Source organism: Pontibacter populi, from assembly GCF_040278685.1.
GTDB classification, from domain to species: Bacteria; Bacteroidota; Bacteroidia; order Cytophagales; family Hymenobacteraceae; genus Pontibacter; species Pontibacter populi.
Genome location: NZ_JBEOKT010000028.1, coordinates 1 through 23,801 on the forward strand (window position 1 = coordinate 1; position 23,801 = coordinate 23,801).

General features: G+C 48.0%; 19 protein-coding genes. 14 read left to right on the forward strand and 5 right to left on the reverse strand.

Annotated features, from left to right (window positions below; translation table 11 throughout):
- Positions 1–353: 353 nt before the first annotated feature.
- The gene (locus tag ABS362_RS18815; protein ID WP_350414510.1) at positions 354–815 is read right to left on the reverse strand and encodes a DUF4268 domain-containing protein; all 462 of its coding nucleotides are present in this window, start codon (positions 813–815) and stop codon (positions 354–356) included.
- 56 nt (positions 816–871) lie between these two features.
- A complete protein-coding gene (glgX, locus tag ABS362_RS18820) occupies positions 872–3,049 on the reverse strand; it encodes a glycogen debranching protein GlgX (protein ID WP_350414512.1) in 2,178 nt (725 codons plus the stop codon).
- Between the two features lie 449 nt (positions 3,050–3,498).
- On the opposite strand from glgX, the gene ABS362_RS18825 reads away from it, so the two are divergent.
- The 14 genes from ABS362_RS18825 (at position 3,499) to ABS362_RS18890 (ending at position 19,532) form a co-directional block, all read left to right on the forward strand.
- Positions 3,499–3,936 carry a CBS domain-containing protein gene (locus ABS362_RS18825; protein WP_350414513.1) on the forward strand — a complete coding sequence of 146 codons (438 nt, stop codon included), beginning with the start codon at positions 3,499–3,501 and terminating at the stop codon, positions 3,934–3,936.
- Positions 3,937–3,980: 44 nt separating this feature from the next.
- Complete coding sequence (locus tag ABS362_RS18830) at positions 3,981–4,409, forward strand: NADH-quinone oxidoreductase subunit A (protein WP_350414515.1); 429 nt, start codon at positions 3,981–3,983, stop codon at positions 4,407–4,409.
- Between the two features lie 131 nt (positions 4,410–4,540).
- Entirely contained in the window at positions 4,541–5,179 is a 639-nt protein-coding gene (locus ABS362_RS18835) for an NADH-quinone oxidoreductase subunit B (protein ID WP_350414516.1), read from the forward strand.
- 156 nt (positions 5,180–5,335) lie between these two features.
- Positions 5,336–7,087 carry an NADH-quinone oxidoreductase subunit C/D gene (nuoC, locus tag ABS362_RS18840; RefSeq protein ID WP_350414517.1) on the forward strand — a complete coding sequence of 584 codons (1,752 nt, stop codon included), beginning with the start codon at positions 5,336–5,338 and terminating at the stop codon, positions 7,085–7,087.
- 240 nt (positions 7,088–7,327) lie between these two features.
- On the forward strand, positions 7,328–7,792 hold the full coding sequence (nuoE, locus tag ABS362_RS18845) for an NADH-quinone oxidoreductase subunit NuoE (RefSeq protein ID WP_350414519.1): 465 nt from the start codon (positions 7,328–7,330) through the stop codon (positions 7,790–7,792).
- A 17-nt stretch (positions 7,793–7,809) separates the two neighbouring features.
- Positions 7,810–9,111, forward strand: a complete 1,302-nt coding sequence (gene nuoF, locus ABS362_RS18850; RefSeq protein WP_350414521.1) for an NADH-quinone oxidoreductase subunit NuoF — start codon at positions 7,810–7,812, stop codon at positions 9,109–9,111.
- Positions 9,093–11,828: an NADH-quinone oxidoreductase subunit NuoG gene (nuoG, locus tag ABS362_RS18855; protein WP_350414522.1), complete on the forward strand. Its 2,736-nt coding sequence runs from the start codon at positions 9,093–9,095 to the stop codon at positions 11,826–11,828. The genes nuoF and nuoG overlap by 19 nt, the downstream gene beginning before the upstream one ends.
- Positions 11,798–12,760 carry an NADH-quinone oxidoreductase subunit NuoH gene (gene nuoH / locus ABS362_RS18860; RefSeq protein WP_350414524.1) on the forward strand — a complete coding sequence of 321 codons (963 nt, stop codon included), beginning with the start codon at positions 11,798–11,800 and terminating at the stop codon, positions 12,758–12,760. The genes nuoG and nuoH overlap by 31 nt, the downstream gene beginning before the upstream one ends.
- 453 nt (positions 12,761–13,213) lie before the next feature.
- Entirely contained in the window at positions 13,214–13,729 is a 516-nt protein-coding gene (nuoI, locus tag ABS362_RS18865) for an NADH-quinone oxidoreductase subunit NuoI (protein ID WP_350414526.1), read from the forward strand.
- 4 nt (positions 13,730–13,733) lie between these two features.
- Positions 13,734–14,276: an NADH-quinone oxidoreductase subunit J gene (gene nuoJ, locus ABS362_RS18870; RefSeq protein ID WP_350414528.1), complete on the forward strand. Its 543-nt coding sequence runs from the start codon at positions 13,734–13,736 to the stop codon at positions 14,274–14,276.
- Between the two features lie 11 nt (positions 14,277–14,287).
- Entirely contained in the window at positions 14,288–14,581 is a 294-nt protein-coding gene (gene nuoK / locus ABS362_RS18875; RefSeq protein WP_222619743.1) for an NADH-quinone oxidoreductase subunit NuoK, read from the forward strand.
- A gap of 6 nt (positions 14,582–14,587) precedes the next feature.
- Positions 14,588–16,474, forward strand: a complete 1,887-nt coding sequence (nuoL, locus tag ABS362_RS18880; RefSeq protein WP_350414529.1) for an NADH-quinone oxidoreductase subunit L — start codon at positions 14,588–14,590, stop codon at positions 16,472–16,474.
- Positions 16,471–18,066: an NADH-quinone oxidoreductase subunit M gene (gene nuoM / locus ABS362_RS18885; RefSeq protein ID WP_350414531.1), complete on the forward strand. Its 1,596-nt coding sequence runs from the start codon at positions 16,471–16,473 to the stop codon at positions 18,064–18,066. Before nuoL ends, nuoM begins: the two co-directional genes overlap by 4 nt.
- 5 nt (positions 18,067–18,071) lie before the next feature.
- Positions 18,072–19,532, forward strand: a complete 1,461-nt coding sequence (locus tag ABS362_RS18890; RefSeq protein ID WP_350414533.1) for an NADH-quinone oxidoreductase subunit N — start codon at positions 18,072–18,074, stop codon at positions 19,530–19,532.
- A gap of 578 nt (positions 19,533–20,110) precedes the next feature.
- Here the strand turns inward: ABS362_RS18890 and hemA are convergent.
- The 3 genes from hemA to ABS362_RS18905 form a co-directional block, all read right to left on the reverse strand.
- Entirely contained in the window at positions 20,111–21,370 is a 1,260-nt protein-coding gene (gene hemA / locus ABS362_RS18895; RefSeq protein ID WP_350414535.1) for a glutamyl-tRNA reductase, read from the reverse strand.
- A gap of 313 nt (positions 21,371–21,683) precedes the next feature.
- The gene (locus ABS362_RS18900) at positions 21,684–22,745 is read right to left on the reverse strand and encodes a response regulator (protein WP_350414536.1); all 1,062 of its coding nucleotides are present in this window, start codon (positions 22,743–22,745) and stop codon (positions 21,684–21,686) included.
- The coding region (locus ABS362_RS18905) for an ATP-binding protein (RefSeq protein WP_350414538.1) at positions 22,742–23,801 on the reverse strand (1,060 nt) is incomplete at its 5' end. The genes ABS362_RS18900 and ABS362_RS18905, both read right to left, overlap by 4 nt.

Here is a 23,801-nt window from a genome sequence, read left to right on the forward strand (position 1 = left end):
ATGCTGGTTGCTATGCGAAATATCACAGTCTTTGGGTTGAGCGCCTTGTGAATATCTGGTGCCGAAAGGCATTGCGACGAAGGAGCAAAAGAGATTCGCGCAGCGCGATACCCGAAGACGAGGCCTCCCGGCCGTGAGGGCACCAAAGCTGGATTGAAACTATAGGTTAGTAGAGCTCCCAGGATTGAAAGTGATTTAAAACTATAGCTTGGTTCGGATTCAAAAGAATCAAACTATAGGACACTTAAGATTTCTAACAGCTACGCTGGCTCTTTTCGACTCTCGTCTCAAGAATGTTCGAAATGACAAATAGGATAGAATAATAAAGATCCTTCGACTGACGCTAGAACACCTTACTTCAACGCATCAAAACTATACTTGGCGTCACTCCAGAAGGCATCCAAAGCAATAATCCGGGGTTTAAAAAAGGAAATAAGCTGCGGCCAGTCGTCTTTGTTGAACACATTTACCGGGGAGATCTCTTTGTAAATCCTGCTTATAGTTCTACCGTCCTCATCCTCGCCATGCAGCTCCCATTCCCACTCTTCTCCCAGTGTTTCGTGCAGCAAAGTTTTCAGCTCTTCAAATTGCTCGAAGTATAGTTCCTGTATTTCAGGGTCAGGGTGGGTGAGCTCGATACTTATCGTTGCAGATTTCTTTTCGGCGCGCATCCGGAAATATACATGCTTAAACCCTGTTTTATAGTTAGACCAGTTGGTGCGGTAACCGTCCGCAGACAGTTGCGGAGCAATATATTGCCCGAAAGTCGTCCAGAAAGCCTGGCGCAGTTGGGAAGCCTGTTCGCGTGTATACATGCAACAAAATTGGCAATTACTCCCGACATTCAGAAATATCAGGAGTAACTATACCTTTAAATAGGTTCGCCTGCTTTACGTGCCCGGGCTGCTACTTTAGGCTTTTTTACAGTTTCGGAATGTAAAAGCACGACAGACCTGCCCCCTACTTCAACCATTTTGCCTGCTTTATACGATTTACCATTTTCTCCGACATGGCCAGTAGTTGTATCGATTACTTTACTCCACTGGGCACCGTATTTTTCTGGCGGTAGCTTAAATTTAAGTAGATCATGATGGGCATTGAAGATCACATAAAAATCATCATCCATAATGTGTTCACCTTTAGGTCCTACACTACGTAGTCCGTGCCCGTTCATGTATATTCCAAGCGATTTAGCATAGTCATGATTCCAGTGTTCATCTGTCATTTCGGTACCATCCGGCAGAAACCAGGCAATATCTTCCACACCCAAACCTTTTATAGGCACCCCCTGAAACCAGCGACGACGACAAAATACAGGATGCTCTTTTCTAAGTTGTATCAGTTTACGTGTAAAATCAAGCTGATCTTTATCGGCTGTCTCCCAGTTAAGCCACGATACTTCGTTATCCTGGCAATAAGCGTTGTTGTTACCTCGTTGTGTACGGCCTATTTCATCACCTGCTACCAACATCGGTACACCCTGCGACAGGAAAAGTGTGGCCAGGAAATTTCGTTTCTGGCGCTGTCGTAGTTCAACTATAGCTTTGTCTTCGGTAGGCCCTTCCACGCCGCAATTCCAGGAACGGTTATGACTTTCACCATCGTTGTTGTTTTCGCCGTTGGCCTCATTATGCTTCTCGTTATAGGACACCAGATCATGCAGGGTAAAACCATCGTGGGCAGTTATAAAATTGATACTGGCAGTCGGCCGGCGGTAATCATCGCGATACAGATCAGAACTACCGGTAAAGCGCTCGGCAAATTCGGCCAGCATACTGTGTTCGCCACGCCAGTAATCGCGCATGCAATCGCGGTACTTTCCGTTCCACTCTGTCCAGCCGGCCGGAAAGTTACCTACCTGGTAGCCACCTTCCCCTATATCCCATGGTTCAGCAATCAGTTTTACCTGCGAAATGACAGGGTCCTGGTGAATGATATCAAAGAAAGAACCCAGCTTATCAACCCCATGCAGCTCACGGGCCAGCGTAGATGCCAGATCAAATCGGAAGCCGTCTACGTGCATTTCCAGAATCCAGTAACGCAGACTATCCATAATTAAACGCAGTACACTAGGTAACAAAGAATTAAGGGTATTGCCAGTACCGGTATAGTCCATGTAGTAGCGTTTGTTTTCTTCTGTTAACCTGTAGTAAGAGGCATTGTCTACACCCCGGAAGGAAAGTGTTGGCCCCAAGTGGTTGCCTTCTGCAGTGTGGTTATACACCACATCCAGAATCACTTCTATACCTGCTTTATGCAATTCCAGCACCATCTCCTTAAACTCACGTACCTGTTCGCCTAAACTACCACTGCTGCTGTAGCGCACATCCGGGGCAAAAAAACCGATAGAGTTATATCCCCAGTAATTGGTAAGGCCTTTGTCTGCCAGGTGACGATCTCTTATAAAATGATGTACAGGCATCAGTTCTATTGCTGTAATACCAAGCTCTTTCAGGTAGTTTATAGTTACCGGGTGGGCCAGCGCAGCATAAGTACCTCTAATCTCTTTAGGTATGTCGGGGTGCTGGTAAGTAAAGCCTTTCACATGCGCCTCGTAGATAATGGATCTGAAGTAAGGCGTTTTAGGAGGCTTGTCGCCTTGCCAGTCGAAGTTAGGGTCTATAACTACAGCCTTCGGTAAAAAAGGGGCACTATCGGTATCACTAAAACTGAGGTCTTCTTTTGGGTCTCCAACTTTGTATCCAAACAGCGAGTCGTGCCACTCTACTGCACCTGAAATAGCTTTGGCATAAGGATCCAGGAGGAGCTTGTTTTTATTGAACCTGTGTCCGTTCTCCGGATCGTATGGTCCATCTACACGGTAACCATATAGTTGCCCGGGCTTTACATCAGGTAAATAAGTATGCCAGATCTGGTGGGTGCGTTCTACCAGCTTTATCTTAACCGATTCCTGTTCGCTGGTTATGTCATCAAACAAGCAAAGCTCAACGTCTGTGGCATTATCGGCATAAATTGCGAAGTTCACTCCTTCTCCATCCCAGGTGGCACCCAGCGGATAAGGGTTGCCAGGATATATTGGAATACTCATATAGTACAGGTTAATAAGCTAGTTCATTCCGGAATTTCCGGTTGTTTACTTAGGTGCACCTATTATACTTTGTTGCAGATAAATAGTTAATTCCATTTCAACTTTAAAAAGCTAAAACCTGCCCATAAAACTAAATTTATAAATATAATTTTTCAGATAAACTCTGAATTTTTAACTATCACCTACTTCCGGGTACAATATCACTCTATATCGGACGGGCAGTTCTTAAATTCTACCATACAAGCACATTCCTAAACAATTATCAAACATTACAACCTAACTATCAACCACTTAATATTTTAATTTAGCTATACAGCTACAGGTTATAAATTTGCACAAAACATAAACTATCAAACATTTAATTTACTTTTTTCAATCACCTTCGTATATAGGTCTAAATATTCAGATTAACTTATTTTTAGAATTACCTAATTACGGAAGGAGGCAGTATGGGAACCGTTCGCTGTATTTTACAGAAAAAGCAGGGAGGTGTAATTTCTGTAGATCCGGAATCCTGCGTATACAATGCGCTTGAGAAGATGGAAGAAAACCATGTAGGAGCACTGGTCGTGCTGGAGAAGGAGAAATTTGCAGGCATGATTACCGAACGCGACTATGCCCGCAAAGTGATCCTGAAAGGCAGGTCGTCTAAAGAAACAAGTGTCAGGGAAATTATGAGCGAGCATCCTGTTTCTGTTACCCCTGACACCACCATGGAACAATGCATGGCCCTCATGACAAGCAAGTATATCCGGCACCTGCCGGTTTTCGATAATAACAACCTGGTTGGTATCGTCTCTATCGGTGATATTGTAAGATACATGATAGAAGAACAACAGTTTATTATAGAAGAACTGGAGCATTACATTACCGGACACCAGGAATAAGTACCGATAGTTATAGTTGCGAGTAGTACCAAACCTAAAAAGCTATGGAGGCTTCTGAAGTAAATAATGTGCCATTATGGCCCCTGCTGGTATACGGGGCTATCGTACTGAGCCTGGTTGGTGCTATACTTGGAATCTCGTATGTGCTGGGCCAGCGTGGCAAAGGCCGGGCGGTTGGTGAGCCTTATGAAGGCGGTATAGTTAGTGAAGGCTCCGCACGCTTACGTTTCTCCTCTCAGTTTTATATGGTAGCTATGCTCTTCGTGATCTTTGATGTGGAGACCGTTTTTATACTCTCCTGGGCTATTGCTTTTCGTGAACTGGGCTGGTATGGATACGCCGGCGTGGCTGTGTTTATGGTGATGCTGGTTGTAGTGCTGATATACGAATGGCGTATGGGCGCACTGGACTTTGGACCCGATGGCAAAAAGATACTGGCAGCTTACAAACGCATGCAAAAACCGGCTGTATGATATCCTGACAAAGGATTATTTTACAAAAGACATAAGACTTTATAAGTCGAACAAGGAGTAACTAATACCGAATAACGCCCCTACACTCACCCTGATGTACTGATGAAACCATAACTCAAACCTCTACGCCTATGAAATGGTGGCTAAGTAAACCCGACGAACCTGCAAATGCGATAAAGGGCAACAGCTCTTACGAAGAAACCGTGCAGCAAAGTATCATGCTCACCACCGTGCAGGATCTCGTCGCCTGGGGACGTAAAAACTCTATGTGGCCATTCCATTTTGGTTTGAGTTGTTGTTTTGTTGAGATGGCTACCTCCATGACGCCCAAGTATGATGTGGCCCGTTTTGGTGCAGAAGTAATCCGGGGCACTCCCCGCGAAGCCGATGTCATGATCATCGCCGGTACGGTTTTCATCAAGATGGCCCCGATCATCAAGCGCCTGCACGAACAGATGCTGGAACCGAAATGGGTGATCTCCATGGGTTCCTGCGCCAACTCCGGCGGCATGTTTGATATTTATAGTGTGGTCCAGGGCGTGGATAAATTTTTACCTGTTGATGTGTACGTACCCGGTTGCCCTCCCCGACCCGATGCCTTTATGGAAGGACTAATGTTGCTGGCCGAAAGCGTTGGCAAAGAGCGTCGCCCGCTCAGCTGGACAATTGGGGATCAAGGCGTTATAAAACCTGAAAAAGTAGAGGTAAAAGCACGCAAACGCGATAGATGGGACCAAATGACAGAGTTCCGGTCGCCGGATGAACTATAGATAGTTAAGCAGTTTGTGAGTTTAGGAGTTAGAGATTTTCAAAAGTTATCAGGCCTTATAGTCTCTGGTAACACAACATTTATTTACCATAATAAAGCAACTATAGATTTAGCATGAATTAACAATTTACTGGTCCCCTCAAGAAAGAACCTGGCCATGGAAAACAATAGCAGCACCTTACTACAGCTACAGGCACGCTTCGACGAAGACACCTTCACGCAGCAGGCAACCAAAGACGAGATGCTCACGCTTTGGATGCCGATGGATAAAATGGTGGACGTGCTGACCTTCCTGAAAAATGAAGTGGCCGAACCATTTAAACTACTGTTTGATCTGACGGCTATAGATGAACGGACCAAAAACCGTGGGACTAACCATGTACCTAAATCCAGTTTTACGCTGGTCTACCACCTATTCTCTTTCCCCCGCAACGAGTTTATCCGCTTAAAAGTAGCCTTAGCAGGTGATTTTCCATCAGCCCCAAGTATAAGCAGCCTGTGGGCAAATGCCAACTGGTATGAGCGCGAAGTATACGACATGTTCGGTATCCGTTTTTCGGGTCATCCGCACTTGTCGCGTATTCTTATGCCACGAACCTGGGTAGGACATCCGCTCCGCAAAGAACACCCTGCCCGCGCCACCGAAATGGGCCCTTTCCAGCTATATGATGACAAAGTAGACCTGGAGCAGGCAGCCCTGAAATTTAACCCCGAAGAATGGGGACTGCAACGCCAGAGCGACGATAGTGATTTTATGTTCCTGAATATTGGTCCGCAGCACCCCGGCACGCACGGCGTTTTACGAATTATACTTCAGCTGGACGGTGAAGACATTGTTGATGCCATTCCGGATATCGGTTTCCACCACCGTGGCGCTGAGAAAATGGGCGAACGCCAGTCGTGGCATACTTACATTCCTTACACAGACCGCGTGGATTACCTGGGCGGCGTGATGAACAATCTGGCTTATTTACAGGCTGTAGAGAAACTGGCTGGCATAGAAGTGCCCGAACGGGTAAAGTACATCCGGGTAATGCTTTGCGAACTCTTTAGAATTGCCAGCCACCTGGTGTGGTACGGTACTTTTGCCCAGGACGTAGGTCAGCTCTCCCCTGTTTTCTACATGTTCTCCGACCGCGAAAAGATATTTGATATCATAGAAGGAATCTGTGGCGGACGCATGCACCCAAACTGGTTCCGGATCGGTGGTGTGGCGCAGGACCTGCCAAAAGGCTGGGAAACGCTGGTGCAAAACTTCATCAACTATTTCCCGAAACGGCTGAAAGAATACGATAACATGGTGATGAAGAACAGCCTTTTTAAGGCCCGTACCGTTGGTATTGGCATTTTTACAGCTGAAGAAGCCATAGAATGGGGCGTAACAGGGCCAGGGCTGCGCGCCTGCGGCTTTGAGTGGGACTTCCGTAAAAAGCGGCCTTACTCCGGCTACGAGCTCTTTGATTTTGAAGTACCAACCGCCAGCAACGGAGACTGCTACGACCGGGCTATAGTTCGCGTGGCCGAGATGCGCCAGAGTCTGCGCATTGTAGAACAGTGCCTGAAAAACATGCCAGCCGGTCCTTTCAAATCAGATCATCCGCTTACCACACCACCAATCAAGAAAAACACGATGCACGATATTGAAACGCTCATCACCCACTTTTTAGGCGTGAGTTGGGGGCCGGTTATACCTGCCGGCGAAGCGATGAGCTGCATAGAAGCAACCAAAGGAGCCAACGGCTATTACCTGACAAGCGATGGAAACACATCGCCCTACCGGGTACGCATCCGGACTCCATCGTTCCCGCACATGCAGATGCTCCCTTACATCAGCAAAGGCTACACCGTAGCCGATCTGTTATCAATACTCGGAGCCATGGATTACGTGCTGGCAGATGTGGACCGCTGACGCTCACGCTTAAATTAGAAATTAAAAATCAGGAATTAGAAATGGAAAGGAATACAAGTTAATTATAGCTAGTTGCTCTTTCGGATTTGCAATCCGAAAGTGTAATAACTGCGGATTTGTAATCCGCATAGCAAAGGCATTAGCAACTGGAAACAAGCGGATTACAAATCCGGAACAGCAACAAGGCTTGAATCATACCTTTATTTCTAATTTTTAATTTCTAATTCATAATTAAAAACCATGCTGACCGCTGAAGAGAAACATCAGATAGACCATGAAATAAGCCTCGTGCCGGCTCCTAAAAACGCCTGCATTGAAGCGCTGAAGATCGTGCAGCAAAACCATGGCTGGGTTTCGGATGAGAGCCTGAAAGATGTGGCCGATTATGTGGGTATGTCGCCAGCGGAACTGGATAGCGTGGCTACATTCTACAACCTGATCTTCCGGAGGCCGGTTGGTCGACACGTGATCTTGCTCTGCGACAGCATCAGCTGCTATGTGATGGGTTACGAAGGAATAAAAGAAGCTCTGCACGAAAAACTAAACATACAATATGGCCAGACCACAGCAGATGGCCGATTTACTTTGCTCCCGAACTGCTGCCTTGGCACCTGCGACTGTGCCCCCGCCCTAATGATTGACAACGACCTGTACCGTAACCTGACGGTGGAACAACTGGATGAGATTCTGAACAAGTATACCTAAACTTTAAAAGCGGGCCTATGGAAAAGCCGCTTACCCAACACATTGTACCCGGTCGCGCACCGCTCAGCTTAAAGGAGTATGAGAAGGTGGGCGGATATCAGTCTGTGCGTAAAATCCTGAAGGAAATGACACCGCAGGAAGTACAGGCACTGGTAAAAGAATCGGACCTTAAGGGCCGTGGCGGAGCTGGTTTTAATACCGGCTTAAAGTGGAGCTTTGTGCCGATGGGACCGAATGCTGCCACCCCTAAATACCTGGTAGCCAATGCCGACGAAATGGAGCCCGGCACTTTTAAAGATCGTGTGCTTTTAGAAGGAAATCCGCACCAGCTGATAGAAGGCATGATCGTGGCGGCCTATGCCATACAGGCAAGTATAAGTTATGTGTTCCTTCGCTGGGCCTATAAAGTAGCTGCCCGTGAGATCACCAAAGCCATTCAGGAAGCTTACGATGCCGGTTACTTAGGTCAGAATATACTTGGCTCAGGCTTTAACCTGGACATGCACCTGCACACGGGCGTTGGTCGCTACATGTGCGGCGAAGAAACCGCTTTGTTGAATGCGCTGGAAGGCAAGCGGGCCAACCCAAGAGCCAAACCGCCTTTCCCGCAGGTTAGTGGTTTGTTTGGCAAGCCAACTATAGTTAACAATGTGGAGACACTTTGCTGCCTGCCACACATTATAAACAACGGAGCCGAATGGTTTAAAAAACTGGGCCTTACTGCTGATGCTGGCACCAAGCTTTTTGGTGTGAGCGGAAGAGTTAAAACCCCTGGTTGCTGGGAGCTGCCGATGGGCACAACTATAAGGGAAATCCTGGAAGAATATGCCGGCGGCATGCAGGACGGTTACCTGTTCCGTGGACTTTTACCCGGTGGCGCATCTACCGACTTTTTAGTGGAAGAGCACCTGGACCTGCCCATGGATTATCCTTCTATCCAGGCAGCTGGAAGTCGTTTGGGTACCGGCACTATGATTATTATGGATGACCAAACCTGCCCGGTTGGTTTTACCCTGAACCTGATGCATTTCTTTGCACAGGAGTCGTGCGGGTTCTGTACGCCTTGCCGCGAAGGGCTGCCCTGGGTAGAGCGAATTTTGCTGGCCATAGACAAAGGCGAAGGCAAACCCGAACACCTGCTAACACTTGATTTTCATACAAAATACCTTGGCCCCGGCAACACATTCTGTGCACTTGCCCCCGGCGCCATGGAACCCCTGCAGAGCGCTCTGAAATACTTCAGAGAGGATTTTGAACGGCACATTCACGAACACCACTGTCCCTGGAGCAAAGCAAAAGTATGGCAACCATCTACATAGATAACACACCCTTTGAGGTACCAACCGGTAAGAACCTATTAGAGACTTGCCTTTCGCTGGGCCAGGATGTTCCCTACTTCTGCTGGCATCCGGCCATGGGCTCCATCGGGGCATGCAGACAATGCGCAGTAAAGGTGTTTAAAGACGAGAATGATACCACAGGAAAGCTCTTTATGTCGTGTATGGAGCAGGTACGGGATGGTATGCGCATTTCTATAGTTGACCCGGAAGCTAAGGAATTCAGAGCGCACGTAATTGGCTGGCTGATGACCAACCACCCCCACGATTGCGCCGTGTGCGACGAAGGCGGCTCCTGCCACCTGCAGGACATGACCGTAATGACCGGCCACAACTATAGAAACTATACGTTTGATAAACGCACTTACATAAACCAGTACCTGGGGCCATTCCTGAACCACGAAATGAACCGCTGTATACAGTGCTACCGCTGCGTGCGCTACTATAAAGACTATGCCGGCGGCAAAGACCTGGACGTGTTTGCTGCCCATAACCATTTATACTTTGGCCGTGCCGAAGATGGTGTGCTGGAAAGTGAGTTCAGCGGTAATCTGGCAGAAGTTTGCCCGACTGGCGTGTTTACCGATAAGACCTTAAAACAACACTATACCCGCAAATGGGACCTGACCATGGCGGCATCGGTTTGCCACCACTGTAGTTTAGGTTGCAACATTACAGCCGGAGAACGTTATGGCACCTTACGCAACATCACCAACCGCTATAACGGCGAAGTGAACGGTTATTTTCTCTGTGACCGAGGTCGCTTTGGCTATGAGCATGTGAACAGTGTGAGCCGAATCCGCAAGTCCCTGGTGCGCAGTAACCTGCCAGAAGCTACCGATAAGTACACCGCACTACAGGCAGCTGCCCAGCTCATCAGGCAAGGTAACGTTATCGGAATTGGGTCCACAAGAGCGTCACTGGAATCTAATTTTATGCTGAAGACGCTGGTAGGCGAAGACAACTTCCATCATGGCGTATCGGATACAGAACATGACCTGACGGAACTCTCTCTGAAGATTTTAAAGGAAAGCAGCGCCCCTACCCCAAGCATGCGTGAAGTAGAAAAAGCGGATGCAGTATTTATACTTGGCGAAGACCTTACCAACACCGCTCCAATGCTGGCACTGGCCGTAAGGCAGGCAGTTAGGCAGGAACCGCTGCTGGAGGAGGTGTCCAAAGCAAACATACCGGTTTGGCAGGATGCAGCTGTGCGTGAACTGGTACAGACAGAAAAAGGCCCCTTGTTCATCGCCGCACCAACTATAACCAAACTGGACGAACTGGCAACGCAAACTTACTTATCTGATCTGGATGCCATAGCCCGCTTAGGCTTTGCAGTTGCCAACATTATTTACCCGGAATCCCCGGGCATAAGCGGACTAAAAAACGATGACCTGCACCTGGCGCAACAAATAGCTGATGCTTTGATGAAAGCGAAAAACCCGGTGATCATTTCCGGTACATCCAGCGGCAGCGAAGCTATAGTTAAGGCTGCAGCCAATATTGCCAATGCCTTGGTAGCCAAAGAAAAAGCGGCAGGTATCGTTTTAACCTTGCCAGCCAGCAACAGTATGGGCTTAGCCATGCTCGGCGGCCACCGCCTGGAATCTGCTTTTGAAGCTATTGAAAATGAATATGCTGATACGGTCATCATCCTGGAAAATGACCTGTATCGCCATGCCAGCGAAAGCCTTGTTACAAAATTCCTGAAGGCCTGCAAAAAAGTGATCGTGCTGGATTACCTGCACAACCAGACTACCGAACATGCCGATGTACTGCTGGCTACTGGAGCTTTTTCGGAAGCGGATGGCACGCTTATCAATAACGAAGGGCGGGCGCAGCGCTTTTACCAGGTACACCCAACTATAGAAGACATTCAGGAAAGCTGGCGCTGGCTGGGTGAGCTCGGAACTATAGTTGCCCACGACCAGATCAGCTGGTGGCATGGCTTTGACGATATTCTGAGCGCTATTGTAAAAGAACATCCCAAAATGAAAGGGCTTGAACTTATAACACCATCATCCGATTTCCGAATTGCAGGCCAAAAGATACCGCGCGCACCACACCGTTTCAGCGGCCGTACTGCTATGCGGGCAAACATCAACGTAAGTGAACCAAAACCTGCAGAAGATCCGGATTCGCCACTGTCGTTTACCATGGAAGGCTACCGCGGACAACCACCTTCGTCTATGATCCCGTTCTTCTGGGCACCGGGCTGGAACTCAAACCAGGCGGTAAACAAATACCAGCAGGAAGTAGGCGGACACCTGAAAGGCGGCGACCCGGGCATACGACTGATTGAGCCAGACCCGGAACATAAAGTCTCTTTTTCGGCAGCTGTGCCAGAGAAATTTGTGCCGATGGACGGCCACCTGTTTGTACTTCCGCTGCACCACATTTTCGGAACAGAAGAACTAAGCGCGCAGGCTGCAGCCATACAAGAGCGCATACCAGAACCATACATTGCCCTGAACACCGACGATGCACTGCGCATGAAACTGGATGAAGGCCAGCAGATGCCTTTTGTTATTGACGGACAGCTTTACCAAGTGCCAGTTAAACTAAGCCCTAGTATTCCGCGCGGAACAGCCGGTTTACCTGTTGGCTTGCCTGGAGTAAAATATGCCGAACTACCTGCCTGGGCTATACTTAACCGAGAACTGCAATGGAAACCGCAGCACCAAACTACTTACTGATCATCGGCGGCGTACTTTTCGTGATGCTGAACGTGGCTGCCTCCCTCATCTGGGTAGAGCGCCGTATGCTGGCTCTATGGCAGGACCGCTATGGTCCGAACCGGGCTGGTCCGTTTGGCCTGCTCATTATAGCTGCCGACTCCCTGAAGCTGTTCTTTAAACAGGACTGGGTACCGCCTTTCGCTGATAAACCGGTGTTCGTGCTGGCCCCGGCTATAGTTGTGATCAGCGTGCTGCTCAGCTTCGTGGTGATACCGTTTGCCCCCGGAATTATAGTTGCTGATCTGAATATTGGGTTACTTTTTTTCCTGGCCATGTCGTCTATGGGTGCTTATAGTATAATCCTGGGTGGCTGGGCATCAAACAACAAGTATAGTTTGCTGGGTGCAATGCGCGGCGCGGCACAGATGATCTCCTACGAAGTTTTTATGGGACTGGCGCTGATGGGTGTGGTGCTGATGGCCGGTTCTTTTAACCTGCGCGAGATAGTGGAAGCACAAACTGGCTTATGGTTTTTCATTCCGCAGATTCTGGGCTTTGTCATCTTCTTCATCGCCGGTATCGCTGAAACACACCGCCTCCCCCTGGACATTCCCGAAGCAGAAAGTGAGCTGATAGCAGGTTTCCACTCAGAATATTCGGGCATGAAGTTCGGGATGTTCTTTATCGGGGAATATATGGGCATCACGCTTATATCCTGCATGCTGGTAACGCTATACTTTGGTGGCTGGCTCGGCCCTGATTTTCTGCCGCCTATCGTGTGGTTCATCATCAAAGTGGCAGTTTTCCTAATGATCTTCATCCTGCTCCGTGCATCCATGCCACGGCCAAGATATGACCAGTTGATGGAGTTTGGCTGGAAGATTTTGCTGCCACTGACACTGCTGAATCTGATGGTAACTGCCGCTGTAGTGCTGTGGCTGGAGGGGTGAGTTTTGAATTTTGATTGAGTGAATGAGTGAATAAAAGCATCTGTCATTTTGAGCCTTAGCGAGAAATCTAATACAGCTTATAGTTGAGATAGATCTCTCCTATTGTCGGGATGTCAAAAAGAACTGTCGCTCTTTCGGATTTGCAATCCGAAAGTAAGGTAGCTGCGGATTTGCAATCCGCAATGGTAAGGCCTTAGCAACCGGGAAAAAGCAGATTGCAAATCCGCAGGTAAACAGGTTCCGGATTACAAATCCGAAACAGCAAAAGCTAAGTCCAGAGCTTGGACAGAAGAATAAAGTAATAGCAGCGAGTGTCCCCTTCAGGGGACTATAGGGGTGTAAAGGACAGCTGAAGCCCCAGCAGCTATTGCCAAAAGCAAATACCCGCAGGAGTAAACACCCCTGTGGTCCCCTCGAGGGGACAGTAAAAAAAGTATAAAGAAAGGAGCAGCTATGTTTAGTTTGTTGCGCAGTATGTGGCTCACATTTCTGCATGCATTTCATAAGCGGGACACAATTTTATACCCCGAGCAGAAAGCGATACTTCCGACCCGTTGGCGCGGCCGCATCGTGCTATCGCGCGACCCCGACGGTGGCGAGCGCTGCGTAGCCTGCAACCTGTGCGCTGTTGCCTGTCCTGTAGATTGTATCTCACTACAGGCAACCGAAGACGAAACGGGCCGCCGCTATCCAGACTTTTTCCGCATTAACTTTTCGCGCTGCATATTCTGTGGCTACTGCGAAGATGCCTGCCCTACCTATGCCATCCAGCTTATACCTGATTTTGAGATGGGCGAATACAACCGCCAGAACCTGGTTTATGAGAAGAAAGACCTGCTGATAAATGGCCAGGGCAAGTACCACGGCTACAATTACTATAAAGTGGCAGGTATGGCCATCGGCGGAAAAGACAAAGGCGAAGCAGAAAATGAGCGACCGCCGGTTGATGTTAAAAGCTTAATCCCCTAAAGCCATGGAACTGACATTTTACATAGCGGCAGCTGTTGCCACACTCGCCACCATCATGACGATTACCCGCTACAACATCATCCATGCGCTACTATACTTAGTGGTTTCTTTCCTGGCGGTGGCGGTAGTGTTTTTCACGCTAGGTGCCCCGTTTATGGCTGCCCTTGAGATCATCATTTACGCAGGAGCTATAGTTGTGCTTATCATCTTCGTGATCATGATGCTGAACCTGACGCATGAAGATGTAGACAAGGAAAAGGCCTGGTTGACTCCGAAAGTTTGGGTGGGTCCGGCTATACTTTCGGCGGTGCTGTTGGCCGAGTTGGCCTACATTATTTTAGCCCCTGACACACAACCTACTGAAGCCTTGGTAGCCGTAGATGCCAGGTTGGTGGGCATATCGTTGTACGGGCCTTATATGCTGGGCGTGCAGCTCTGCGGTATAATGCTGATGGCTGGTATAGTTGGCGCTTACCATCTAGGTCGCCAGAAGAAAAAAGTGGTGCACCGGTTCTTACAACAACAGGAAAGGAGCGCCGCCATATGACACCTGCACACATGGAAGCTGCTTTACTGCTGGCTGGCGTTCTTTTTATGCTGGGCCTGATCAGCGTGCTAATTCGCCGCAACATCATCTTTATGCTCATTTCTGTCGAGATCATGCTCAACGCTGCCGGACTGGCTTTTATAGTTGCCGGCACCAAATGGGTGCAACCCGACGGGCAGGTGATGTTCATTTTTATACTCACTATGGCCGCTGCCGAAGTATCGGTGGGGCTCGCGCTTATACTTCAGATCTATCACCAGCTCAAAACCCTGGACAGTGATGCCGCAAACTTAATGAAAGGATAACCAACTATGGAAAATCTACTCTGGCTAATACCTGCGCTGCCATTTCTGGGAGCACTGCTGCTGATACTTTTCGGAACCCGTTTGTCGCGCATGTTGGTGGCAATACTTGGCGTGGGCAGCGTGGCAGCTTCTGCGCTCATCACCATACTGTTAGGTATTGAATTTCTGGCTAACCGGCCGGAGTTTTATCACCAGGAAGTATGGCAATGGTTTAGCGTTGCTGGCTTCACACCTTCCATTGCTTTCCATATCGATGCGCTTTCGATGGTCTTTGTTTTCGTGATCACATTTGTAGGGGCGCTCATTCATTTATATGCTACGGCTTACATGGCCGAAGACCAGAATTTCTCCCGGTTTTTTGCCTGCATGAACCTGTTTGTTGGTTCTATGCTGATGCTGGTAATGGCCGATAACCTACTGCTTTTATACTTAGGCTGGGAAGGTGTGGGCCTGTGCTCGTATCTGCTCATCGGGTTCTGGTACAAGGAGCCAGCTAACGGCTATGCTGCCCGAAAAGCCTTCATCATTACACGTGTCGGCGATACGGCTATGGCGATTGGCTTGTTTATGTTGTTCCAGGCGTTCGGCACGCTGCACATCCAGACTATACTTTCCGAAGCACCTGAAGCCTGGAGCGTTGGTTCGCAGATGTCGGTTATAGTTGTGCTGTTGCTACTTGGTGGTGCGGTTGGTAAATCGGGTCAGTTGCCGTTGCAAACATGGTTACCCGATGCCATGGCTGGTCCTACCCCGGTTTCTGCTTTGATACACGCTGCTACTATGGTTACAGCAGGTGTGTACCTGATCGCGCGCATGTACGTTATTTTTGAACTGGCTCCGCTGGCACAAACGATAGTAGCTATAGTTGGCGCAGTAACCTTGCTGCTGGCTGGCTTCTCGGCTCTTACCCAATATGATCTGAAACGTGTACTCGCCTACTCTACCATCAGCCAGATCGGCTACATGTTTTTAGCTCTTGGAGTCGGCGCCTGGTCGGCTGGTATTTTCCACTTTATGATTCACGGGTTCTTTAAGGCGCTACTCTTCCTCTGTGCAGGGGCAATTATTATGGCACTGCACCACGAACAGGACATGCGTAAAATGGGTGGCCTTCGCCATAAAATGCCCATCGTGTACTGGACTTTCCTGATCGGTGCTGCATCACTGGCTGCACTCCCCATCATCACCGCAGGTTTCTATAGCAAAGATCAGATTCTGTGGTATGCCTTAGCTGGCGAGAACGGAAATACCTGGTTTTACTTAGCTGGTTTGACGGGCGCATTTATCACGTCGATCTATACGTTCCGGATGGTGTTCATGACCTTTTTCGGAGAGAGCAAAACGCATATGGAGCATCCACCGGGCAAGGTAATTACCATTCCGCTTATTATCCTGGCTATACTTTCGCTGGTAGGTGGTTTTATAGAGTTACCGCACAATTTTGCACACTTTACACTCTTCTCAGACTATCTGGCTCCGGTACTTCCAGGCATATCTGCTAATGAAGGGTTAGCTGCTAATGAATGGATGTTCCAGTTGCTGGCGGCTATAGCTTCATTGGGCGGTGTGTTTGTGGCGTACCTGTTCTACATCAAAAGTCCGCAGCTGCTGGCAAGTATAGAACGCTCGGGTTTAGCTATGGCGCTGCACCGTTTCTGGCATTCGGGCTGGGGTTTCGATGCGCTGTATGATGCGCTGATCGTGCGGCCTTACGTGTTCTTCTCCAGGCTTAACAAACGTGACTTTATCGACAGCTTTTACACCGGACTTGCCCGCCTTGCCGAAGGCTTCCATGTGATGTTTTCGGAAACGCAGAACGGTGTGCTCCGCAACTATGTGGCCGGCATTGTGGTCGGTGCTATCATGATATTAACTATAAGCCTGTTCCTATGATACTCGTCTGGCTGATTGTGATACTGATGGCTGGCGGACTGCTGGCCTGGCTCTCTAAAAAAGTAAACCCGGAGCTTCCGCGTTGGGTGGCGCTCGCGGCTGTACTGCTTGATCTTGTCCTTATAGTTTACCTCTGGGTCAGCACCGAAGCAAGTACCGGTTCCGCCTGGCTGCTGCGCTACGAATTCCCCTGGATTCCGCAATGGGGTGTGAGTTTTAGTCTGGCTTTAGATGGATTGAGTCTGCTGATGCTGGTGCTGACCTTCTTCCTTGGTTTGCTGGCAGTGCTTATTTCCTGGAAAGAGATCAAGAACAAGGTTGGGTTTTTCCATTTTAACCTGCTGTGGGTTTTGGCTGGTATTACAGGCGTGTTCCTGACCATGGACCTGTTCCTGTTTTACTTTTTCTGGGAAGTGATGCTGATCCCGATGTACTTTTTGATCGGGGTTTGGGGGCACGAAAACCGCACCTATGCAGCCTACAAATTCTTCCTGTTCACACAGGCAAGCGGACTGCTCATGTTGCTGGCTATACTTGGTTTATACTTCATCCACGGCTCCGAAACCGGCACCTATACTTTCAACTATTTTGAACTATTAAACACACCACTTGCTCCGGCGGCCGCACGTTTGCTGATGTTCGGTTTCCTGGCTGCATTCCTGGTGAAGTTACCGGTGGTGCCGTTCCATTCGTGGCTGCCCGACGCACACTCGCAGGCACCCACCGCAGGTAGCCTTATATTGGCCGGACTACTACTTAAAACTGGGGCTTATGGTTTGTTGCGCTTCGTGCTCCCACTCTTCCCGACCGCTACCGTAGAGTTTGCCCCATGGGCGATGCTGCTTGGTGTAATTGGTATCATATACGGGGCTATAGTTGCCTACTCGCAAACCGACCTAAAACGACTGGTAGCCTATACTTCGGTGAGCCACATGGGCTTTGTAATATTGGGTGTGTTTGCCTTTAACGAGTGGGCGCTACAAGGTGTGGTGATGCAGATGATCGCGCACGGACTAAGCACTGGCGCTTTGTTTATACTTGCCGGATTCCTGTATGAGCGCATCCATACCCGCGACATTACACAGATGGGTGGCTTCTGGGCAAAAGCTCCAAGGATGGGCGTAATCGCTTTAGTATTTGTGATGGCATCGCTGGGGCTTCCGGGGTTGGGCAACTTTATCGCTGAATTTTTAACCTTAGTTGGCTCGTGGCAGGCAGCAAACTGGCTTACCGTATTTGCAACTATAGGTCTGGTGCTGGCGACTGCTTATTCGCTGCGCATCATGCAAAAGGTGTTCTATGAGCCCGGCCCGAGACAAGAACCACTCCCTGACTTGAACTTCAGGGAAATGCTTATAGCTGTACCGATGGTGCTCAGCTTACTCTGGCTAGGCTTGTATCCGCAACCCATACTGGATATGGCCAGACCATCCATAACGGAACAACTGCAAGCTTATACTTCGCCAGAGTCAACTATAGTTGAACCAAAAACTGCACTCGTTCAGCAACTTGATCCAACTACAACCACAGACCAATTAGCGATAAATCAGCGTGCATTTTCAAATCTCCAGATCTTCACATCTCCAAATTAACAAACATGAGCCAGACTGACTTTTTATACCTGATGCCGCTGCTGATACTAACAGTTGCAGTGCTCGTATCCATGCTCGTGATTGCTGCTTGGCGCAACCATAAGATCATTTATGTCATCACGGCAGTATCATTTATCGCGGCCTTTGGTTCGTTGTTTGAGTTACGCACCACAACAGCTTACGTCATTGAACCGATGTTTGTGATCGATGGCTTTGGCGTGTTCTATATCGGGATGATCCTGTTGACATCGCTGCTCGTGAGTATGTTGTCATATGCCTATTTTGAGCAGCGCGAAGAACGGAAAGAAGAATACTATCTACTCCTGGTGTTGGCAACCTTAGGTGCCTGTGTGCTGGTCATCAGTACGCATTTTGCATCGCTGTTCCTGGGCCTGGAAATTCTCAGTATCTCGCTTTATGCCCTTATCCCATACCTGCGCACCCGTCCCCGCTCCGACGAAGCCGGTATCAAATACCTGATTCTGGCTGCTTTCTCATCTGCATTTATGCTGTTTGGGATGGCGCTAGTTTACTTTAGCACGGGCACAATGGTGTTCTCTGGTTTGGCTGTGGCTATTTCGGCTATGCAGGAGTTGCCGCTGTTGTTACTCACAGGTATCGGCATGATGTTGATCGGGGTCGGATTTAAGCTCGGTATCGTCCCTTTCCATATGTGGACGCCAGATGTATATGAAGGTGCCCCCGCTCCGGTTACGGCCTTTATTGCCACGGTTTCAAAAGGGGGAGTACTGGGCTTGCTGATTCGTTTCTTTATGGAAGTGGATGGTTTCCGGTATCCGGTGCTGGTTACCATCTTAACTATAGTTGCCATCGCCTCCATGTTTGCCGGTAACTTGCTGGCCCTGATGCAGAAGAACGTAAAACGTATCCTGGCTTATTCTTCAATCTCCCACTTGGGTTACATATTAGTGGCATTTATGGCCGGTAACCAGATGGGTGTTGAAGCGGTGACCTTTTACCTGGTAGCTTACTTTATTACCAGCGTTGGTGCTTTTGGTGTGGTGGCCATGCTCTCCGACAAGAACAGCGATGCCGAACTATTGGAAGACTATAAAGGCCTGCTTTGGCGTCGCCCATGGACGGCAGCTGTTTTCTCTGCTATGTTATTGTCGTTGGCGGGCATTCCGCTTACAGCTGGCTTTGTAGGTAAATTCTACATTATCGCGGCAGGTATAAACGACCAACTATGGCTGCTGGTAGTAATGCTGGTTCTCAATAGTGTCATTGGTTTATACTACTACATTAAGATCATCGCCGTCATGTTCCAGCAACCGGAAACGGAACGCGAACCAACTATACGTTTGCGCCCGTCGATCTATGTGGCCAGTGCAGGAACGTTGGCTGTGTTGGCTTTACTGCTGGTTTATGTCGGGGTCTACCCAACAGGGTTAGTGCAGTTGATTCAGGATGTGCTGGTTTCGGTGCCGGAGATTGTGAGTAAGTAAAGCCATGTTTTATTGATAGCTGGATCAGGTTTATAGTTAGTGTATTAACCCACCCCTACCCCTCCCGAGAGGGGATTTCCTGCCTTTACTCTAGTTGTTTTTATAGTTTAATTGTTATTGACATAGCACGGACAAGTCGCGACCTGTCCCTTAGAAACTTTAACCACGATTAATCTCGCAGCTAAAAATATCAAGTATATCAAAGGTGGCACCTATGCGAAATATCACAGTCTTTGGGTGGAGCGCCTTGTGAATATCTGGTGCCGCAGGCATTGCGAGGAACGAGCAAAAGAGATTCGCACAGCGCGATGGCCAAAGACGGGGCCTCCCGGCCGTGAGGGCACCAAAGCAAAAAATGAAACTATAGGTAACTAAAGCTCCCAGGATGAAGAGTGGTTTGAAACTATAGCTTGGTTCAAGTTATTAAAATCACCAACTATAAGGCATATAAGATGTCTCGACTGCGCTCGACATGACGATGATCGCTGTTGCGTAACAGCGACGCACTCTGCCTAGTTTGAAAACAAAAAAGACTCCTGAAACAAGAGCCTTTTTATATATTCACCTATACTAAACTACTAAACTTTATCCTTTTCTAAACTGAACAAAGCAGCTAAGCCTTCCACCAACGCTTCCGACTCACCACGCATGCAGGCGGCCTTCAGTTCCAGGGCAGGTAGTTTTACGATTTTGTTCAGGATGCCTTGTGTTAATTTCTCTACTACTTCACGCTCAGCTTCGCCCAGGTTTTTCAGGTAACGGTTTACTTCCTGCTGACGAATTTCTTCGAGTTTACTCTTAAACTGCTGCAGTGCCGGCGACATGGCCATTTCGCGGGTCCAGGTATTGAACTCGGCCATGGCTTCTGCTATAATGTGCTGCACCTGGGGGATAGCAGCCATGCGCATTTCAAGGGCTTCGGATGCGCGGTTTTTGATGGTATCTACGTTATATACTTCTACTCCAGGTATCTCTTCTAAGGTGCTGTCGATGCTGCGGGGCATAGACAGGTCCAGGAAAAACTTTGGTGTCGTTATGCCTTGCTTTTCAACTACTTCCTTATAAATAAAGAAGCAATCGCCGGGAACTGAAGAAATAATAACATCGGCCTTCGCGATCTCTTCCCACACGTTCTCCCAGTACACAGCCGTTGCATTTGTTTTCTCTGCTAAAACCTGCGCTTTATGATGTGTACGGTTAACTATAATAACATTATTTACACTCGATTTCTGGAAGTTATCGCATACATTCGCTCCGATCTCTCCTACCCCTATCATCAGCACGCGCGGATTGATCAGGTCAGCTACCAGTTCTTCTACCAACTCTACCGTGGCATACGATACCGATGCAGCACCATCGAAAAAGGCTGTTTCGTTAAAAACCTGCTTGTTTGTAGCAAATATCGTGTGCATTAAACGGTGCAGGAACGGACCAGCCGTATTTGCATCTGCTGACCACTGGTAAGCTTTCTTTACCTGGTTCAGTATCTGCATATCACCTACAACCTGCGACTCCAGGCCAAGGCCAACATAAAATAAATGCTGCACAGCCTGCGCCGGCTCAGTTATATGCTTAAAGTAAGACGCTATGTTTTTTGACAAAAAGCTGCGTTCCATCGCGATCAGTTTTATGATCGCCTGGTCCAGTTCTTTTTCAGAGCTATAGTATACTTCAGTACGGTTGCAGGTAGAAAGTACCAGCACATCCTGGGCATCTGTAAAATCCTTAATTTTATCCAGCAGGTTACGGCAACCGATCTCGTTCAGGGCTACTGCTTCGCGCACATTGATTGGTGCATGCTTATAAGATAAGGTAAGTGCTTTAAAGTTGTTCTGCATCTTAGTTTTTCAGATTACCATGCAAATGTCCGAAAAGCAATTCAGCAGAAACATGACTTATGTCAATTATCGAAAAGATTGATGTCAGTTATTCAAGTTTTTGATATTTCTTGCTTCTAACCCTCTGTTGCAGGTAAAATTCACTCAAATAAAAAGCCCGAACTTGGTTTAGAAGTTCGGGCTATGGTTTATAGTTACTATTCTTTTAAGCCATTGTTGGTGTTTTCACCAACAATCAGTGTTATTGCAGTTTATGCTTGCTGGTGAAAACACACAGCAAGGGCGGTAATTGTATCCCTTATAGTTTGTAGTATTAATTCCGCATTTTGGCTAGCTTATCGGAGTTAAGGATAAAAATGCGGCTACCCTGGCTGTCTATCAGCTTCTCGTCTTTAAAGTCGGCTAAGGTACGGATAACGGTTTCCTTGGAAGCGCCAACTATACTGGCCAGGTCTTCGCGGGTAATGCTGATCTGGGTTTTGTCTCCGGCCTGTTGCTGGTACTGTTTCTCTACCAAAAGCAGGGCTTCGGCTACGCGTTTGCGCACCGAGTTATAAGCCAGTTTCAACAGGCGTTCTTCGCGGTCAGCCAGGTTATCGGATAGTATTTTGATAAACTTGTTGGCAATGTCGCGGTTGTGGTTCAGCAACGAGAAAAAATCTTCTTTCGGGATGATGTATACTTCAGAATCCTCCAGCGATACAGCCGATTCGCGGTATGGTTGCTCTTCCAGCAGATCCAGGTAACCAATAAAGTCGCCGTCTTTGTAAAGGTTGGTAATGTATTCGCGGCCTTCTTCGTTTGCCTTAAAGGTTTTTATCTTGCCTTTGTTCAGGAAGTATAAAGCAGTCGGGCGGTATCCTTCCATAAACAGGTGCTGCTTTTTCTTAAACACAGTTACCTTGCGTTTATCCGATAGCAGTTTGTTCAGGTCCTCGAAGCCGCGTGCTTCCTGTATAAAGTTGTCTATCCCTTCTACACTTTTCGAAAATTCTGCCTTCAGTATATCGTTCTTTTTCAGGCGGATCTCTACCGCATCCAACAGTTCCAGGTCGTCGAATGGTTTGGTCAGGTAATCATCCGCACCCAGGTTCATGCCTTTTCTGAAGTCTTCTTTCTCCGATTTAGCCGTCAGGAAAATGAATGGAATGCTGGATGTTACCGGGTTTTTGCTGAGCATGTGCAGCACTCCGTAGCCATCGAGCTGGGGCATCATTATATCGCATATAATAAGGTCCGGTTGCTCATTTTTAGCCATTTCCACACCTATTTTTCCATTCTCGGCTTCCTGCACTTTATAGTTTGCCAGCGTAAGTATTTCAGCAGTGTTTTCTCTGATCTCCTGGTTATCTTCTATCAGTAGTATTTTTTTCATGCTTCTGGAGTTGTGTTAGGGAATATTATGTGGAAGGCAGTGCCTTCGTTCAGTTTACTATCATAGGTTAAAGTGCCGCCCATAATTTCTACGTAGCGGTTTACAATGTTAAGTCCGAGGCCCGTTCCCTGTATGTTGGTTACATTTTGTGCCCGGAAAAATGGCGTAAACAGGTGTATCTTATCTGTCTCCGGAATACCGATACCTTCATCAGCAACAGAAAGGTTTATGACTTCATCAACGGCCGTATCAATATAGATCTGTTTTCCTTCGCCGGAGTATTTGCTTGCATTGGAGAGCAGGTTCAGTATGATATTTTTGAGCAACTGCTTATCAAGGGTAACTATAGTTTCGGGCCCGCTATGATTATAATGTATCTTCTGACCGATCTTTACAAGTCCCTGCATTTCATCCACTATCTCGGCCGTGAATTCTTTCAGATCAAATGTGGTCGGCACATTATAGATTTTGCCCTCTTCTATGCGGCTGATCGAAAGGAAATCGTTCAGGATAGTGGTAAGGTTACTCACAGCAGACTTTATGCGCTCCACATGTTTCTGGCGTTTCTCGTCGTCTTCGGTGTATTTGTATTTACCTATCAGGGATGCCGAAGAAAGCACAGTACTGAGTGGTGTCCGGAACTCATGTGAAGCGATCGTTACAAACCGTGATTTAAGCTCGTGCAGCTCCTTCTCTTTTTGTAACGCTTTTCTAATTTCTACCTGCGCCTCGTAAAGACTTCGGTTGGTATCTTCCAGCTTACGGATAGCCACACCAAGCTCCCGGGTACGTTCTTCTACACGATGTTCCAGTTCGGTATTAAGCTTCTGAATCTCAGCTAAGCTTTTAGCATGCTCTATACTATAGCGGATAGACCGCTCCAGGCTGAACGGATCGAAGGTGCCTTTTACCAGGTAATCCGAAGCACCGACACGCATGGCTTTTTCGTCAGTTTCGCGGTCGCTCTGGCCTGTTAATAATATAAAGGGTGCCATACTTCCGCCTTCCACGGCCTGCGATATCAATTCAAGGCCATCATGTGCGCCCAAACGGTAA

Bases quoted from the DNA above. Each gene is read 5' to 3' on its own strand.
- ABS362_RS18835 (WP_350414516.1), top strand. From the start codon at position 4,541: ATGAAATGGTGGCTAAGTAAACCCGACGAACCTGCAAATGCGATAAAG.
- glgX (WP_350414512.1), bottom strand. From the start codon at position 3,049: ATGAGTATTCCAATATATCCTGGCAACCCTTATCCGCTGGGTGCCACC.
- nuoF (WP_350414521.1), top strand. From the start codon at position 7,810: ATGGAAAAGCCGCTTACCCAACACATTGTACCCGGTCGCGCACCGCTC.
- nuoG (WP_350414522.1), top strand. From the start codon at position 9,093: ATGGCAACCATCTACATAGATAACACACCCTTTGAGGTACCAACCGGT.
- nuoK (WP_222619743.1), top strand. From the start codon at position 14,288: ATGGAAGCTGCTTTACTGCTGGCTGGCGTTCTTTTTATGCTGGGCCTG.
- nuoH (WP_350414524.1), top strand. From the start codon at position 11,798: ATGGAAACCGCAGCACCAAACTACTTACTGATCATCGGCGGCGTACTT.
- ABS362_RS18890 (WP_350414533.1), top strand. From the start codon at position 18,072: ATGAGCCAGACTGACTTTTTATACCTGATGCCGCTGCTGATACTAACA.
- nuoI (WP_350414526.1), top strand. From the start codon at position 13,214: ATGTTTAGTTTGTTGCGCAGTATGTGGCTCACATTTCTGCATGCATTT.
- ABS362_RS18830 (WP_350414515.1), top strand. From the start codon at position 3,981: ATGGAGGCTTCTGAAGTAAATAATGTGCCATTATGGCCCCTGCTGGTA.
- nuoM (WP_350414531.1), top strand. From the start codon at position 16,471: ATGATACTCGTCTGGCTGATTGTGATACTGATGGCTGGCGGACTGCTG.
- hemA (WP_350414535.1), bottom strand. From the start codon at position 21,370: ATGCAGAACAACTTTAAAGCACTTACCTTATCTTATAAGCATGCACCA.
- ABS362_RS18825 (WP_350414513.1), top strand. From the start codon at position 3,499: ATGGGAACCGTTCGCTGTATTTTACAGAAAAAGCAGGGAGGTGTAATT.
- ABS362_RS18900 (WP_350414536.1), bottom strand. From the start codon at position 22,745: ATGAAAAAAATACTACTGATAGAAGATAACCAGGAGATCAGAGAAAAC.
- nuoJ (WP_350414528.1), top strand. From the start codon at position 13,734: ATGGAACTGACATTTTACATAGCGGCAGCTGTTGCCACACTCGCCACC.
- ABS362_RS18815 (WP_350414510.1), bottom strand. From the start codon at position 815: ATGTATACACGCGAACAGGCTTCCCAACTGCGCCAGGCTTTCTGGACG.
- nuoL (WP_350414529.1), top strand. From the start codon at position 14,588: ATGGAAAATCTACTCTGGCTAATACCTGCGCTGCCATTTCTGGGAGCA.
- nuoE (WP_350414519.1), top strand. From the start codon at position 7,328: ATGCTGACCGCTGAAGAGAAACATCAGATAGACCATGAAATAAGCCTC.
- nuoC (WP_350414517.1), top strand. From the start codon at position 5,336: ATGGAAAACAATAGCAGCACCTTACTACAGCTACAGGCACGCTTCGAC.